The organism is [Collinsella] massiliensis, from assembly GCF_002161605.1.
Lineage (GTDB): Bacteria > Actinomycetota > Coriobacteriia > Coriobacteriales > Coriobacteriaceae > Enorma.
Window position 1 is genome coordinate 1 of sequence record NZ_NFIE01000030.1, and the last position, 15,397, is coordinate 15,397.

General features: G+C 67.3%; 14 protein-coding genes. 9 read left to right on the top strand and 5 right to left on the bottom strand.

Translation table 11 applies throughout. The annotated features are described in order from the left end of the window. The first annotated feature begins 245 nt into the window (after nucleotides 1–245). From B5G02_RS09630 to B5G02_RS09650, 5 genes are all read left to right on the top strand, one after another. Entirely contained in the window at nucleotides 246–977 is a 732-nt protein-coding gene (locus tag B5G02_RS09630) for an amino acid ABC transporter ATP-binding protein (RefSeq protein ID WP_094336058.1), read from the top strand. 117 nt (nucleotides 978–1,094) lie between these two features. Then, a complete protein-coding gene (locus B5G02_RS09635; protein ID WP_094336059.1) occupies nucleotides 1,095–1,937 on the top strand; it encodes a substrate-binding domain-containing protein in 843 nt (280 codons plus the stop codon). 108 nt (nucleotides 1,938–2,045) lie between these two features. Further along, nucleotides 2,046–2,792 carry an amino acid ABC transporter permease gene (locus B5G02_RS09640; RefSeq protein ID WP_094336060.1) on the top strand — a complete coding sequence of 249 codons (747 nt, stop codon included), beginning with the start codon at nucleotides 2,046–2,048 and terminating at the stop codon, nucleotides 2,790–2,792. Between the two features lie 3 nt (nucleotides 2,793–2,795). After that, complete coding sequence (locus tag B5G02_RS09645; protein WP_019240018.1) at nucleotides 2,796–3,443, top strand: amino acid ABC transporter permease; 648 nt, start codon at nucleotides 2,796–2,798, stop codon at nucleotides 3,441–3,443. Between the two features lie 100 nt (nucleotides 3,444–3,543). Then, nucleotides 3,544–4,221 (top strand): AAA family ATPase, encoded by a 678-nt coding sequence (locus tag B5G02_RS09650; protein WP_019240017.1) that lies wholly within the window; start codon nucleotides 3,544–3,546, stop codon nucleotides 4,219–4,221. Between the two features lie 285 nt (nucleotides 4,222–4,506). Here B5G02_RS09650 and gltA read toward each other — a convergent pair whose 3' ends face one another. The 3 genes from gltA to pth all read right to left on the bottom strand — a co-directional run bounded on the left by gltA (nucleotide 4,507) and on the right by pth (nucleotide 7,641). Continuing rightward, nucleotides 4,507–5,910, bottom strand: coding sequence for an NADPH-dependent glutamate synthase (gltA, locus tag B5G02_RS09655; protein WP_019240016.1), 1,404 nt, complete (start codon nucleotides 5,908–5,910; stop codon nucleotides 4,507–4,509). After that, a complete protein-coding gene (locus B5G02_RS09660; RefSeq protein WP_094336061.1) occupies nucleotides 5,898–6,734 on the bottom strand; it encodes a sulfide/dihydroorotate dehydrogenase-like FAD/NAD-binding protein in 837 nt (278 codons plus the stop codon). Before B5G02_RS09660 ends, gltA begins: the two co-directional genes overlap by 13 nt. Nucleotides 6,735–7,011: 277 nt before the next feature. Next, a complete protein-coding gene (pth, locus tag B5G02_RS09665) occupies nucleotides 7,012–7,641 on the bottom strand; it encodes an aminoacyl-tRNA hydrolase (protein WP_026089072.1) in 630 nt (209 codons plus the stop codon). 304 nt (nucleotides 7,642–7,945) lie between these two features. On the opposite strand from pth, the gene B5G02_RS09670 reads away from it, so the two are divergent. Beyond that, complete coding sequence (locus tag B5G02_RS09670) at nucleotides 7,946–9,004, top strand: endonuclease domain-containing protein (RefSeq protein ID WP_241146224.1); 1,059 nt, start codon at nucleotides 7,946–7,948, stop codon at nucleotides 9,002–9,004. 362 nt (nucleotides 9,005–9,366) lie between these two features. Here B5G02_RS09670 and B5G02_RS09675 read toward each other — a convergent pair whose 3' ends face one another. Both B5G02_RS09675 and glmU read right to left on the bottom strand, forming a co-directional pair. Then, on the bottom strand, nucleotides 9,367–10,350 hold the full coding sequence (locus tag B5G02_RS09675; RefSeq protein ID WP_019240005.1) for a ribose-phosphate diphosphokinase: 984 nt from the start codon (nucleotides 10,348–10,350) through the stop codon (nucleotides 9,367–9,369). Nucleotides 10,351–10,392: 42 nt separating this feature from the next. After that, a complete protein-coding gene (gene glmU / locus B5G02_RS09680; RefSeq protein ID WP_019240004.1) occupies nucleotides 10,393–11,784 on the bottom strand; it encodes a bifunctional UDP-N-acetylglucosamine diphosphorylase/glucosamine-1-phosphate N-acetyltransferase GlmU in 1,392 nt (463 codons plus the stop codon). Nucleotides 11,785–12,037: 253 nt separating this feature from the next. Here glmU and B5G02_RS09685 point away from each other — a divergent pair, with 253 nt between their 5' ends. From B5G02_RS09685 to B5G02_RS09695, 3 genes are read left to right on the top strand one after another with little or no spacing between them, the layout of a single operon-like run. After that, nucleotides 12,038–12,895 carry an energy-coupling factor transporter transmembrane component T gene (locus B5G02_RS09685; RefSeq protein ID WP_241146225.1) on the top strand — a complete coding sequence of 286 codons (858 nt, stop codon included), beginning with the start codon at nucleotides 12,038–12,040 and terminating at the stop codon, nucleotides 12,893–12,895. Further along, nucleotides 12,892–14,493, top strand: coding sequence for an ABC transporter ATP-binding protein (locus B5G02_RS09690; RefSeq protein ID WP_241146226.1), 1,602 nt, complete (start codon nucleotides 12,892–12,894; stop codon nucleotides 14,491–14,493). The genes B5G02_RS09685 and B5G02_RS09690 overlap by 4 nt, the downstream gene beginning before the upstream one ends. Next, complete coding sequence (locus tag B5G02_RS09695) at nucleotides 14,474–15,268, top strand: DUF6580 family putative transport protein (protein ID WP_094336064.1); 795 nt, start codon at nucleotides 14,474–14,476, stop codon at nucleotides 15,266–15,268. The genes B5G02_RS09690 and B5G02_RS09695 overlap by 20 nt, the downstream gene beginning before the upstream one ends. Nucleotides 15,269–15,397: the final 129 nt, after the last annotated feature.

The window sequence follows — 15,397 nt, forward strand, 5'->3', positions numbered from 1 at the left end:
CGCCGCGCCCCCGCCGCGCCCCCGCCCTGCATGAAAATGGCTAGAACACCCATCTTTGGGTATACTGCTGCAGAACGTTCGCAGATGCACGGTTTGTCGGCACTCGGTTTCATGTGTATTGCGGGAATCGTTCGCCCCGGCACCGTTCACCTGTTATCCCGTACAATGAGCGTATATCAATCGCATTGCGCGCTCGAGCGCGTTACGCGCGCTCAGGATTCGCATATGAAGGGGGGACCTCGCCCATGGGCAACATGATCGAGATTCGCAACCTGAACAAGTACTTCGGTGACCTGCACGTCCTGAAGGACATCAACCTCACCGTCAGGGAAGGCGAGAAGCTCGTCATCATCGGCCCGTCCGGCTCGGGCAAGTCCACCCTCATTCGCTGCGTCGACTGGCTCGAGGAGCCCACCACCGGCGAGGTGCTCATCGACGGCCAGCTCGTCACCAAGAAGAACCACCTCGAGATGGCGCGCAAGTACAGCTCGATGGTGTTCCAGCAGTTCAACCTGTACCCGAACATGACGGTGCTCGGCAACCTCACGCTCGCGCCCATCAAGCTGCAGAAGAAGAGCAAGGAGGAGGCCGTGCAGAACGCGCTCGCGGCACTGCGCCGCGTCGGCCTCGAGCAGAAGGCCGGCGAGTACCCGCAGAACCTCTCCGGCGGCCAGCAGCAGCGCGTTGCCATCGCCCGCGCCATGTGCACCAAGCAGCCCATCATCCTCTTCGACGAGCCCACCTCGGCGCTCGACCCGGAGATGATCCAGGAAGTGCTCGACGTCATGATCGAGCTCGCGCAGGATAACATCACCATGATCTGCGTGACGCACGAGATGAACTTCGCCAAGCAGGTCGCCGACCGTGTCATCTTCATGGACGACGGCCAGATCCTGGAGGAGGGCACCCCGGAGCACTTCTTCACCAACCCGCAGAACCCGCGCTGCCAGGACTTCCTCAACAAGATCCTGCACTAGCGCCGTTCGCGCGCCCGTCCGGCGGCCGCCCGCGCCCCCGCGCCGTGCCCCCGGTGGCGATAGTCCTGAAAGCGTCGTTTTGCCCACGTGGCACCCAGTTCGGAAAGGGGTTCCATCATGTCCATCTCTCGTCGTAACTTCCTCAAGGTTTCCGGCGCTTCGGCCGCCGTGCTCGGCCTCGGCCTCGTTGGCTGCAGCGGCGGCGATGACGACGCCAGCAGCGCGTCGAAGCTCGAGGAGATCCGCGAGCGCGGCAAGCTCAACTGCGGCGTCAAGTCCGACGTCGTGGGCTACGGCTTCCTAAACACCGAGACGGGCGAGTACGAGGGCCTCGAGATCGACCTGTGCTACCAGATCGCCGCCGCCGTGCTCGACACCACCTACGAGGAGGCCAAGGAGCAGCAGCTCTGCAACTTCACCGTCGTGACGCCCAAGACGCGCGGCCCGGTGATCGATAACGGCCAGTGCGACATCGTGTGCGCCACCTACACCATCACCGAGGAGCGCCAGAAGGACTGGGACTTCTCCGAGCCCTACCGCACGGACTACGTGGGCATCATGGTGCTCAAGAACTCCGGCATCACCCAGATGAGCGACCTCGTGGGCAAGCTCATCGGCGTGTCGCAGGGCTCCACCACCAAGGAAGCCATCCTCGCCATGTTCCAGGAGCAGGGCATCGAGGGCGAGCCCGAGTTCAACGAGTACCCGGACTACCCGTCCATCAACTCCGCGCTCGAGAGCGGCAACATCGACGCCTTCGCCATGGACCGCTCCACTCTGAACACCTACATGAACGATCAGAAGCAGCTCGTGCAGCCCGAGATCGAGTTCGGCGCGCAGGAGTACGGCGTGGCCACCTACAAGGATTCCGACCTCTCGCAGGTGGTCGATGACACGGTGAACGAGCTGCTCGAGAACGGCTGGCTCGAGCAGGAGGCCGAGGACTGGAACCTCCTCTAACAGATTGGGAATCGCCGCGGCGGCGGGCGGGGCTCGTCGCCGCGGCGCGTGATCGTCCGGGGCGCGCACCCGGGCGATTTGCACGTTATGGCATAGGGAAGGAGCGGTATGCTCGACGGACTGCTTGACCCCCGGCGATGGCAGATCACCTTCGACTCGATGGGGAGTTTTTGGGAGGGGTTCGGCTTCACGCTGCAGGTTGTGGTGGCGGGCTTGGCGATCTCGCTGGTGCTCGGCACCATCTTGGGCGTGTTCTCGACCACCCGCTCGCGCGTGCTGCGCGCCATAAGCCGCGTCTACGTCGAGTTCTTCCAGAACACCCCCTTGCCTGTGCAGGTGTTCTTCTACTACATGGCCGGTCCGCGCGTGCTCCAGGCCATCCTGCACACGCCGAGCCCGGTGCGCCTGTCGTCGTTCGCCATCGGCGCGGTGGGCGTGGGCCTCTACCACGCGGCGTACATCGCCGAGGTCATCCGCACGGGCATCGAGGCGGTGCCCCGCGGCCAGATGGAGGCGGCGCTCTCGCAGGGCTTCTCGCGCGTGCAGGCGTACCGCTACGTGATCCTGCCGCAGACCTTCAAGGTCATCCTGCCGCCGCTGTGCAACCAGGCGCTCAACCTGGTGAAGAACACGTCGGTGCTCGCGCTCATCGCCGGCGGCGACCTCATGTACAACGCGGATAACTTCGTGTCCACCTACGGCTACCTGCAGGGATACATCATGGCGTGCGTGCTGTACTTCATCATCTGCTTCCCGCTTGCCATGCTCGTGCAGTGGCTCGAGAAGCGCTCCAAGGAGCGGCCGCGCGCGAAGGTGATCCCCGGCATCACGCCCGAGCCCGTGAAGGAGGCGTAGCGCATGGAGATCTTCACCCCCGCAAACGTCTCGTTCATCCTGGCCGGCTTCGCCAAGACCATCGAGATCTCGATCCTGGCCATCATCTGCTCGGTGGCGCTCGGCACGGTGCTCGCGCTCGTGAAGCAGTACTGCACGGGCAAGCTGAGCATCTTCAAGTGGCTCGTCTCGGCCTACATCGAGCTCTTCCGCTGCACGCCGAACCTGCTGTGGATCCTCTTCATCTACTTCACCGTCAAGGGCTCCGACATCTTCATTTCGGTGCTCGCGTTCACGCTGTTCACCTCCGCCGTCATGGCCGAGATCATCCGCGGCGGCCTGAACTCCATCCCCAAGAGCCAGTTCGAGGCCGCGCGCAGCCAGGGCTTCGGGTTCTTCGCGAGCATGTGGTACATCATCCTGCCGCAGACGTTCAAGACCATCATCCCGGCGCTCTTCAGCCAGTGCACAACGGTGATCAAGGACTCCTCGTACCTGGCGGGCATCAACGTCATGGAGTTCATGTTCTCGGCGAAGGTCGTCATGGGCTACACCACCGACCTCGGCCAGGTGCTGCTGCTGTACGGCTTCGTGTTCGCGCTGTACTTCATCCTGAACTTCGGCATCTCGCTCATCGTGCGCGCCTACCAGCGTCGCGTGGTGGCTGCGTAGGCATCGGTATTTCGTCGCGCGCTGCGGGCGCGGCGCGGGTATCCTGTTTGATAGCAGGAGCAAACCGGGTGGCGCCGCCGCCCGGCATCGAGGAGGCATCATGCGCATCATCACCATGCCGAGCATCAAGCACCGTTTCGAGAAGCGCGTCGCCGCGGAGGATGCCGCGCGCGCCGGGCAGCCGGTGGTGATCACCATCGCGCGCGATTTCGGCGCCGAGGGGCACGAGATCGGCAAGATGCTCGCCACCGAGCTGGGGATTCCCCTGTACGACAAGGAGCTCCTCGTGCGGTCGAGCCGTCGCGCGGGCGAGTCGATGGACCGCATCGCCGCCTACGACGAGCAGCTCGCGGCCGAGACCATGGCGTTCCTGCCCGACCGCATGGACGCGCGCAACGTGTCCGACAAGCTGTTCGAGAACATGGCGCAGGTGATCATCGACCTGGGCTCCACGGAGAGCTGCATCATCGAGGGGCGCCTCTCGGATTACCTGCTGCGCCACAACCCCAACCAGATCGCGGTGCTCGTGACCGCGCCGCTCGAGGCGCGCATCGAGATCGTGCGGTCGAAGCGCGGGCTCGACAAGCGCCAGGGCGCGAAGCTCGTCAAGGAGCAGCAACGTGCGCGCGAGCAGTTCTACAAGCGCTATTCCGCCGGCAAGTGGCGTATGGACATGGGCAAGGATCTCGTGGTGAACCGCGCCAAGCTGGGGCGCCAGGGCTGCGTGGACGTGATCGCGGCCGCCTACCGCGCCAAGGTGCGCGAGCTCGGCCTCTAGGTAAAATTACCCCAGGGGTTATTTTACATCGTTGTGCGACGGGGACGGCTCCGGGTGGTAACGCGCCCGGGGCCGTCCTTTTGCGTGCGCGTTGTCCACGCCGCTGCCTGCCGCCCGCGCGATGTCGAAACCCTGGGGCATGTTAAAAAACCCTGGGGTATTTCTACATGTAGAAAAACCCCTGGGGTTATTTTACATGCGCGCGGCAGCAAAAACCCTCCCGCGCAGGTCGCACGGGAGGGCTCGGGCTCGCAGATGTCGAAAAACCCCTGGGGTAAATTTACATTACTCGCCCAGCAGGGTCTTCTTGATGGACGCGGCGGCCTTCTTGCCGGCGCCCATGGCCAGGATGACGGTCGCGGCACCGGTCACGATGTCGCCGCCGGCCCAGACCTTCGGGTTCGACGTGCGGCCATCGTCATCGGTCTCGATGAGGCCCCAGCGGTTGAGCTCGACGTCGGCGCAGAGCTTCGCGAACGGGTTCGCGCGCGTGCCGATGGCCGTGACGGCCACGTCGCAGGGGATGGCGAACTCGGAGTCCGGCACGGGGATGGGGCGACGGCGGCCGCTCGCGTCGGGCTCGCCGAGCTCCATGCGCTGCAGCTCGATGGTGGACACGAAGCCGTCCGGGCCGGGCAGGAAGCGCAGAGGGTTGCAGAGCTCGAGGATCTCGACGCCCTCCTCCTTGGCGTGATGGATCTCGGCGCGACGCGCGGGCATCTCGGCCTCGGTGCGGCGGTAGGCGAGCGTGACCTTCTCGGCGCCCAGGCGCAGGGCCGTGCGCGCGGCGTCCATGGCCACGTTGCCGCCGCCGAACACGACGACGTTCTTGCCGTGGCGGATGGGCGTGTCGTACTCGGGGAACTCGTACGCCTTCATGAGGTTCGTACGGGTGAGGTACTCGTTCGCGCAGTACACGCCGGGCAGGTTTTCGCCGTCGACGTGCAGGAAGCGCGGCAGGCCGGCACCGACGGCCAGGTAGAGCGCGTCGAAGCCCTCCTCGTTGAAGAGCTCCTCGGCATCGAAGAGGCGGCCGGCCACCGAGTTGTACTCGAAGTGGACGCCCAGCTCCTCCAGGCCCTTGATCTCGCGCTTGACGATGTCCTTCGGCAGACGGAACTCGGGGATGCCGTAGGTGAGCACGCCGCCGCCGGTGAAGAACGCCTCGAAGACGGTGACGTCGAAGCCCTCGCGCGCGAGCTCGCCGGCGCAGGCGATGCCGGAGGGGCCGGAGCCCACGACGGCGACCTTGTGGCCGTTCGACGGCTTGCACTCGGGCGCCTCGCCCACCTCTTCGGCCATGTCGCCGAGCATGCGCTCGAGCTGGCCGATGGCGACGGGCTCGCCCTTCTTGCCGAGGATGCACTTGCCCTCGCACTGGTTCTCCTGCGGGCACACGCGGCCGCAGACCGACGGCAGCAGGTTATCGGCCTTGATGGTGGAAAGGGCGCCGGCCCAGTCCTCGGCGCGGATCTTCTCGATGAACTGGGGGATGTGCACGCCCACCGGGCAGCCCTCCATGCAGAGGGGCTTCTTGCAGTCGAGGCAGCGGTTGGCCTCGGCGATGGCGTCGGCCTTCGTGTAGCCGGTGTCGACCGGACGGAAATCGCGGGCACGCTCCGCGGCCGGCTCCTCGTTCGCGGGCGTGCGCGGGGCGCCGATGTTCGGGCGATACTTTACTTCTGGCATGCGCAATCCTCCTCGTAATGCTTGATGGAAGCGGCCTCCTCGGCCTTGTAGCTGGCCTGACGGTGCGCGAGGTCGTCCCAGTCGACGAGGTTCGCATCGAAGTCAGGGCCGTCGACGCAGGCGAACTTGGTATCGCCGCCCACCTCGACGCGGCAGCATCCGCACATGCCGGTGCCGTCGACCATGATGGGGTTGAGGCTCGCGATGATGGGGATGTTGAACTCGCGGCAGGTGAGGGTCGAGAACTTCATCATGGGCACGGGGCCGACGCAGAAGCAGGAATCGATGGAGTCCGTCTCGCACAGGCGACGGAGCGGCAGGGTCACGACGCCCTTCTCGCCCATGGTGCCGTCGTCCGTGGTGACGAAGAGGTTCTCGAGGGGCAGCGCGGCGAACTGCTCGAAGAGGATGAGCAGGTCCTTGGTGCGGGCGCCCATGATGACGGAGACCTTCTTGCCCTGCTCGCAGAGGGTGCGGGCGACCGGGTAGGCGATGGCCAGACCCACGCCGCCGCCGATGACGGCCGCGCGGTCGCCCTCGACCTCGGTCGGGCAGCCCAGGGGGCCGGTGATGTCGCGGATCTCGTCGCCTTCCTCGAGCTTGGAGAGGCACTCCGTGGTCTTGCCGACGACCATGAAGATGAACTCGACCCAGCCCTCCTCCGGGTTCCAGTTCGCGAACGTGAACGGCACGCGCTCGCCCGTCTCGTCGATGCGCACCATGAGGAACTGGCCGGCGTGCGCCTTCTTGGCCATCCTCGGGGCGTGGACGCGGAACTCGAAGACCTTCTCCGAGAACTGCGTCTTCTTCAGGATCTTGTACATACAACCCCTCTCTTTTGGCGGGTCGCGCGCTGCGTGGCGTGCGGTGCGCGAGACCCGGTGCAACCCATGGCGGCGCGCGTCCGTGCGATGCGTGCCGGCGCATACTGTTCCGATTATAGCAAGTTGCACCGGGTGCGACGCCGTGCTGGAGAGGCTGCTTTACCGGGGATGGGTTGGTTGGGGACGTGTTCCTTTCAACCCATTCGGATGCTGCGGGGACGCCGCGATCGCGCGAATGGGTTGAAAGGAACACGTCCCCAACCAACCCATTCGGGTGCTAGTGCTTCCCGTTCTGCGCGGCGGCGCCGTTCACGTGGTCGCGGGCGTAGATGACGCCGCTCGTAAGCGCGAGCTCGCAGGCGTCGGCCGCGCGCATGACGGTGTCGGCGAACGCGTCGGCCTCCTTGCCGCGCAGCTGCTTGAGCACGAAGTCCGCCGTGGGCATCTTGCCCGGGGGCTCGCCGATCCCGAAGCGGATGCGGTTGAAATCACGGCTGCACAGCTTGTCGATGATGGAGCGCAGGCCGTTGTGCCCCGCGTGGCCGCCGCCCACCTTCACGCGCACGTCGCCCTCGGGGATGTCGAGCTCGTCATGCACGACGAGCAGCTCCTCCGGCGCCACGCCGTATTCGCGGCAGAGCTTGGAGATGGGGCCGCCGCTCGTGTTCATGAAGCTCTGCGGCTTCACGAGCACGACCTCGCGCACGCCGCCCTCGGCCTCGGCGTCGCGGACGCGCGTGACGGCGACCTCGGCGCCGAGCTGGTTCTTCCAATAGGAAACGCCCGCGCGCCGCGCGAGCTCGTCGACGGTCTGGAAGCCGGCGTTGTGGCGCGTGCTCGCGTACTCGTCGCCGGGGTTTCCCAGGCCGGCGACCATGCGGATCGGTTTCGGTTGCGGTTGGGCCATCTGACTCCTCCAAAGCGCTCCGTGAGAGCTTTTTATGCTGAAGCATCGTTGTATTCCGGACAAATTATCGCCCAAACGGACATTTCGGTCGTTGATGTAGGACATGTCCGTCGAATGTCCTAAATCGCGCGGCCGCCTTGGGGCGTTTTGATTAGGGGCAGGGTGCGCAATCTGGTGTACATCTGGCACAAAACCTTGCACGAATCTGACACGAATCTGGCACGCGAAACAGAATGAAAATGAACAAAACACCAGCGTAGACAGGGTGTCTGGGATGTGATAGCGTCTCGGCATGGGGACGTTGGTGCTATCACATATTCCGTCATTGCGGGCGATCCGCGCTGCGCGGCGCACGCGCGACCGGCTGCTGTGGGATGCGGTCAGCCGCGTCGAGCAACGGCAAGCCCTCGCGCGCTGCGTGCCCAATGCCGACCAGATCGACTTCGACGACCTCGTCCGCCTGGGCGCATGGGAGCCCGGGGAGGGGGAGCTGCTCCACGTGCTCGTGGGAGAGGTGTCGGCGCGTCGCGACCGGAAGCCCATCGCCTGCCATGTCATCTCCGCGACGCTTCCCGCCGGGGCGCTGATGCGCGTCTCGCCCGGCGTCTACGCGGAGTCGCCTGCCTTCGCCGCGCTCCAGTACTCCCGCGGCCGCTCCCTGGGCGAGGTGGTCGCGCTGCTCATGGAACTGCTCGGGACGTACTCCCTGTCCGAGGAGGCGACGCTGCCCATCTCGTGGGGAGGCGTGTGGCCGGACGAGCGCGACCGCAAGGACGTGGAGCAAGTGCACTATCGATGCGAGCCGGCGGTTACGATGGCGGAGCTCAGGGCGATGGCGCGCTGGGCAAAGAGCAGCCATTTCGCCACGTTCCGAGCTGCGGTGCGCATCGTGGCCCCGGGGTCGGCGTCACCGGCGGAGACCGTGATGTTCGGCATGCTCGGAGGCCCGATGCGGGTCGGGGGCTTCGCATGCGCCAGCCTGCCCAAAGGCGGGATGCTGCTCAATTTCCACTTGGACTTCGATACGAACGCCGTGCGCATGGCGTCGAACGTCCCGTACGCCGTCTGCGATGCGTACATCCCGGCGGCCAAGCTCGACCTGGAATACAACGGCGCCGGCCACGAGGAGGAGAATGCGCGCATCCACGATGGCCAGCGCAACAACGGGCTCAAGGGCATGGGTGTGACCGTGCTCGTTATCAACCGCGACCAGATGCGCGACATCGTCGCGTTGGAAGCGATAGCGCGGTCGATCTACAAGGCGGCGAAGAGGCGATTCCGGTATTACATGGACGGATACCGCAAGCTCCAGGGGGCATGGCTCAACGAGCTGCGCAAAGGCGTCGGATTGCCCCCGGCGTAACGCGGTTTGCGGGCGCGCTCGGCTTTGCTGCAGAAGTTTCGATGCCGTCTTTGGCAAAAAGTGGTGATGGAATTCAGATATGCACGATTGGGAGCGGCGGCGGGCGGCGTGTGAGGCGGAATCGGTAGCTTTCCCTGTGCGGCGCGCAGTGCAATCCTGGGGTTTTGTTTGTCCGAGGGCGTTGGTCGAGGCGATTGGGGCGCCTGAGCCACGCGAATCGGGCCCTGCGGGCTCAGCCAATCGTGCATATCTGAATTTCATCACCACTTTTTGAGTTTGAAAACGAAAAACCGGGCTGCGGCGGAGCCGCAGCCCGGTTCAGGCAAGCCGAAGGCGCTTTTTCGGCGCGCCGGCGCGCTCGATTACAGCGCGAAATCGCCGCCGACGAGCTCGGAAACAGAGTTCTCGTAGTACACGGCGTCGATGGCGTCGGCGAACTCGTTCGCGACCGTGATGGTCTTGATCTTGCCGCCCACCTCGACGGGGATGGAGTCGGTGACCACGCACTCGACGATCGGCGCGTCGTTCAGGCGCTCGATGGCGGGGCCGGAGAAGATGCCGTGCGTGGCGCACACGTAGATGTCGCCGGCGCCCATCTTCTTGAGCTCGCGCACGCTCGCGCACAGCGTGCCCGCCGTGTCGATCATGTCGTCATTGATGATGCAGGTCTTGCCCTTGATGTCGCCGATGATGCCCATGACCTCGGCGGCGTTGTGGCGCGGGCGCCCCTTGTGCGCGATGGCGAGCGAGCAATCGAGCATGTCCGAGAGCTTCTTGGCGGCCTTGGCGCGGCCGACGTCGGGCGACACCACGACGAGGTTCTCGGTGTCGAAGCCCATGGCGTTGTAGTAATCGCCGAAGAGCGGCAGCGCGGAGAGGTGGTTCACGGGGATGTCGAAGAAGCCCTGGATCTGGCCCTGGTGCAAGTCGAGCGTGATCACGCGGTCCACGCCGGCGCGCTCGAGCAGGTTCGCCACGAGGCGCGCGGTGATGGGCTCGCGCGGCGCGGCCTTGCGGTCCTGGCGGGCGTAGCCGTAGTGCGTGATGACGGCGGTGATGGTGCGGGCGGAGGCGCGCTTGGCGGCATCGGTCGCGATGAGCAGCTCCATGAGGGCATCGTTCACGTTGCCGGAGATGGACTGGACGAAGAACACGTCCGCGCCGCGCACGGTCTCATCGAAGCGCGCGTAGATCTCGCCGTTGGCGAACTTCTCGAGCGCAAGGCCGGAGAGCTCGACCCCGAGGATCTGGGCGATCTTCTCTGCGAGCGGTCGGTTCGCGGTTCCCGAGTAGAGGCGAAGCGTCTTCACCATCTGCAGGGATTTCGTCGGGTCGTTGGTCGGCATGTTACCTCTCCTTAATGCAAGCTGCCTTGTGCCTCGATGCCTCTACTCGCGCGCGCGTTTGCGCTCGGAATAGCCTTCTATGATGCGCTGCTCGGTGCGCTCCACAGCGAGCGCGCCGTCAGGGACATCCTCCGTGATGGTGCCGCCGGCACCGGTTACCGCGTGCGACCCGATGTTCACGGGCGCGACCATCATGGTGTCCGACCCGATGAACGTGTCGTCGCCGATGGTGGTGGGGTGCTTGTGCACGCCGTCGTAATTGCAGGTGATGGAGCCCGCGCCGATGTTCACGCGCGCGCCCATGGTGGTGTCTCCGATATAGGAGAGGTGCGGCACCTTCGAGCCCTCGCCGATGGTGGATTTCTTGATCTCGACGTGCGTGCCGATGTGCGCGCCGTCGAGGATGTGCGTGCCGGGGCGCAGGTAGGCGCGCGGCCCCACGGTGATGTCGTTCTCGAGCACCACGTCGATGCCGACCGTCTCGTCGATGGAGCAGCGGTCGCCCGCGCGCACGTTCGTGAGGCGCGTGTTGGGGCCGAGCACGCAGTCCTCGCCCACGTGGCAGCGGCCGATGAGGTGCGTCTGCGGCCAGACGATGGTGTCACGGCCGATGGTCGCGTCCGGACCGATCCAGGCCTGCGTGGGATCGATGAAGGTGACGCCCTCCGCCATGAGGCGGTCGTTGATGCGGTCGCGCGCGATGGCCGTGAGCTCGGCGAGCTGGGCGCGGCTGTTCACGCCGAGGCCGTCGCGGTAGTCGTCGCAGCAGAACGACGAGACGCGCTGGCCCGCCTCGCGCAGGATGCCGAGCATGTCGGGCAGGTAGTACTCGCCCTGGGCGTTGTCGCAGCCGACCTCGCCGATATGCAGGGCGAGCTGCTCGCCGTCGAAGGCGTAGCAGCCGGCGTTGCACTCCGCGATGGCCGCCTCCTCGGCGGTGCAGTCCTTCTGCTCCACGATGCGCAGGAGCGCGCCGTCCTCGTCGAGGACGATGCGGCCGTAGCCCTGCGGGACGGGCGGCATGAAGGAGAGGACGGCCGCCGCGAGGCCGCTCGCGGTGATGGTCTCGGCGAAGTCACGGATGGTCTCGGGCTGGATGAGCGGCAGGTCGCCGTTGAGCACGACGACGGGGCCGTCGCCGACGCCGCAGGCCTCGATGGCCACGCGCACGGCATGCGCGGTGCCCAGGCGCTCGGCCTGCTCGACGCAGTCGACGGGCGCGGGGGAATCCTCGTAGGTGCGGTCGATGATGGCGCGCACCTCGTCGGCGTGGCTCCCCACGACGACCACGACGCGCTCGCAGCCGGCGGCGAGCGCCGCGTCGACGACCCAGCAGATCATGGGCTTTCCCAGGATGGCATGCGCGACCTTCGCATGGTTGGACTTCATACGGGTGCCCTCGCCGGCGGCGAGGATGATGGCAGTTGCGTTCATGGGTGCTCCCGTTCGCTTGGAGTGGCTCGGCGGGCGCGGCGGCGCGTGGGGCGTCGGGGCCGGTCGAGCTCCTTACCGTTCCGATAATAACCCAGCATCAGGTTCTCTGGGATGCCATATGCATAAAGGCGAGGTAAACGTCACAGCGAATACGCAGAGCGTGCGATACACTTGCAGTCGCCCGGCACCGCGCGACGTCGTGCCGGCGCTGGCCCGGCAGGCGAGGGAACGGAGCGGGTGCGTGGCGGCGCGCGTGCGACATACGGCATTCGACACGGCGCACCCGGCGGTGGCCGCGCTGTACCTGGCGTTCACGCTCGGGCTCACGATGGCCTCGCTGCAGCCGGTGCTCGTGGCGATCTCCCTCGCGGGCGGCTTCGCGTACTCGGTATGCGCGGACGGCCTGTGCGCGAGCCTGGCGCGCCTACGGTGGCAGCTGCCGCTCGTGCTGGTCATCGCCGTGCTCAATCCGGTGTTCTCGGCCTCGGGCTCGACCGAGCTGCTGCGCATCGGCGGGCGCGCGGTGTACCTCGAGAGCCTGGCCTACGGCTGCACGATGGGTGCCCTGTTCGTGGCGAGCGCGCTGTGGTTCCAGGCGGCGGCGACGCTGCTGCCGTTCGAGAAGTGCATGGCGCTGCTGGGCAACGCGGTGCCGGTGGTGTCGCTCATGATCTCGCAGAGCATGCGGCTCATCCCGCGCTTCGTGCGGCAGGGGAGGCAGATCGCGCTCGTGCAGGACGCCGCCACGCTCCCGGGCAGGCGCGCCGCGGACGCCGTGCGCGGTCGGCTGCGGCTCTCGTCGGTGCTCATGGGCTGGACGATGGAGGACGCGCTCGAGACGGCGGACGCGATGCGGGCCCGGGGCTGGGGCGCCGCGCGCCGGCGGACGACGTACGCGCGCTACCGGTTTACCGGGGCGGACGCGGCGGCGCTCGTCGCGATCGCGCTCGGCGGCTGCCTGTGCGCAGTCATCTCCGTCGCGGCGACCGGGCAATACGAGTTCTATCCCACCATGTCACGGCTCGTCGCGTGGTGGGGGTATGTTCCCTATGCGGTTTGGATGTTCGTTCCCACGGCGCTCCACGCGCTTGAGGTGATGAGGTTTCGATGAGCGAAGCGGTGGTTGGTGCGATGAGGCGGACGGGTGCCGAGGGCGCGGCGCGCGCGGCGGGCGACGCGGCGCGGGCGGCTGCGGGCGCGGCGTGTGCACCCGAGTCGGCGACGCGCGCGGCGGCGGCCGAAGTGGCCGCTGCGATGCCGGCATCCGAGGGCGCGCCCGCCGTCCCCGCTCTCTCGATGCGCGGCGTGTCGTTCGCCTACGCGGGCACCGACGAGCGCGTGCTCGAAGGGGTCTCGTGGGAGGTGCCGCAGGGTGCGTTCGCCCTGCTTGTGGGCGAGACGGGCTCGGGCAAGTCGACCCTGCTCTCGCTCGCCAAGCCCGAGATCGCGCCGGCCGGCGAGCGCGCGGGCGCGATCGAGGTGCTCGGCACGCCCGTCGAGGAGCTCGACGCCGCCGCCTCGGCCAGGACGGTGGGCTACGTCTTCCAGAACCCGGACAACCAGATCGTGTGCGAGAGCGTCTGGCACGAGATGGCGTTCGGCCTCGAGAACCTGGGCGTCGAGCAGGGCGAGATGCGCCGCCTCGTGGCGGAGACGAGCTATTTCTTCGGGATGGACCAGTGGTTCCGCGACGACACCGATGCACTCTCGGGCGGCCGCAAGCAGCTGCTCGCGCTGGCGTCGACGCTCGTGATGCAGCCGCGCGTGCTGCTGCTCGACGAGCCCACCGCGCAGCTCGACCCCATCGCCGGGAAGAACTTCCTGCACGCGCTCTTCCGCGTGAACCGCGAGCTGGGCTGCACCGTGGTGGTGGCGACGCACGAGCCGCGCACGATGCTCGACTACGCGACCTGCGCCTTCAGGCTGCGCGCGGGGCGTATCGAGCGTGTGGAGGACACAGGCGAGCTGCGCGCGCGTCCGGTGCTCGTCGAGGGGGCGAAGGCCGAACGGGCGGCGGCGGTGGCGCCCGCGCCCGAGTCTGCCGAACCGGCCGCGCCCGCCGCGTCGCTCGCGCGCGCGTGGTTCCGCTACGAGCGCGCCGGCGCCTGGGTGCTCCGCAACTTCGACCTGGCCATCCGCCCCGGCCGCATCCACGCGCTCGTGGGAGGCAACGGCTGCGGCAAGTCGACCGTCCTTTCCATCCTGGCGGGCGCGCGCTCGCTGCAGAAGGGCACGGCGCGCATCGAGGCGCCCTCGCGCGCGCTGCTCCCGCAGGATCCCCGCGCGCTCTTCGTGGAGGAGACCGCCCGCGCCGAGCTCATGGAATGGGCGCGCGCCGCGGGGTACACGCAGGGGGATGCGGACGAGATGCTCGGCGAGCTGGGACTTTCGGCCTGCGCGGAGCGGCACCCCTACGACCTCTCGGGCGGCCAGCAGCAGCTCCTGGCGCTCGGGAAGCTGCTGCTCATCCGCCCGCGGCTGCTCCTGCTCGACGAGCCCACCAAGGGGCTCGACGTCCCCGCGCGCCGCGCGATCGCCCGCATCCTCCGCGCGCGCCGCGCCGACGGGGTGACCGTGGTCATGGCGACGCACGACCTCGATTTCGTCGAGCAGGTGGCGGACGACGTGTCGATGATGTTCGACGGCGAGGTCGCGTGCACCGAGCCGAGTGAGGAGTTCTTCCGCGGAAATGTCTACTACCGACCGTAAGCATCGAGGGGAGCAGGCCGCGCCCGGGCACGGCGGGGCGGCGGGTGCCACCGAGCCGCGTCCCGCTGCGTCCGCCTACCGCGCGCGCCTGCTCGACCCGCTCGCCCTCGCGGCGGTCCCCGCCTGCATGGCGGCGACGGCGCTGCTCGCACCCGACCAGGCCGCGCTCATCATGCTCGCCGTCGTGGTGCTCACGCTCGGCCTGTTCTTCGTCGGCTACGAGGCGGACCGGCCGGGGCTCCGCCAGATCATGCCGACGGTCGTGCTCGCTGCCCTCGCTGCGGCGGGGCGCATCCTCTTCGCGCCGATCCCGGACTTCAAGCCGGTCTCGGCTATCGCGATCATCGCGGGCGCGACCCTGGGGCGCCGCAACGGCTTCGTCGTGGGCTCGCTCGCGGCGCTCACGAGCAACTTCTTCTTCGGGCAGGGCATGTGGACGCCGTGGCAGATGTACGTGTGGGGGCTCGTGGGGTACCTGGGCGGCGTGCTCGCGGACGCCGGGGCGTTCTCGCGCGCGGACGGCAGCGTGCGCAACGGCGCGCTCATCGCGTGCGGCGCGGCGTCGGCGCTGGTATATGCCGTGGTGATCGACGCGTACGACATCATCGGCTTTATGCACCCCATCACGGTGGCCGGCGTCATCGCCCGGCTCGCCGCCGCGCTGCCCTTCGATCTCACGCACGCCGCCGCCACGGTGCTCTTCCTGCGCGTGCTCTATGCGCCGTGGATGCGCCGCATCGACCGCGTGGTGCGCAAGTACGCCCTCCGCGGCTGAGTCATTGGGGACGGGTTCAAATGTGAACCGCCCCCCGTTTCTTGGACACGGAAATGGAGGTCCGAGAGATGGGGGGCATTCTCATGTCCATCGACCTACGGTACGGGCACGGGCGCGCGGCGAGGTCGC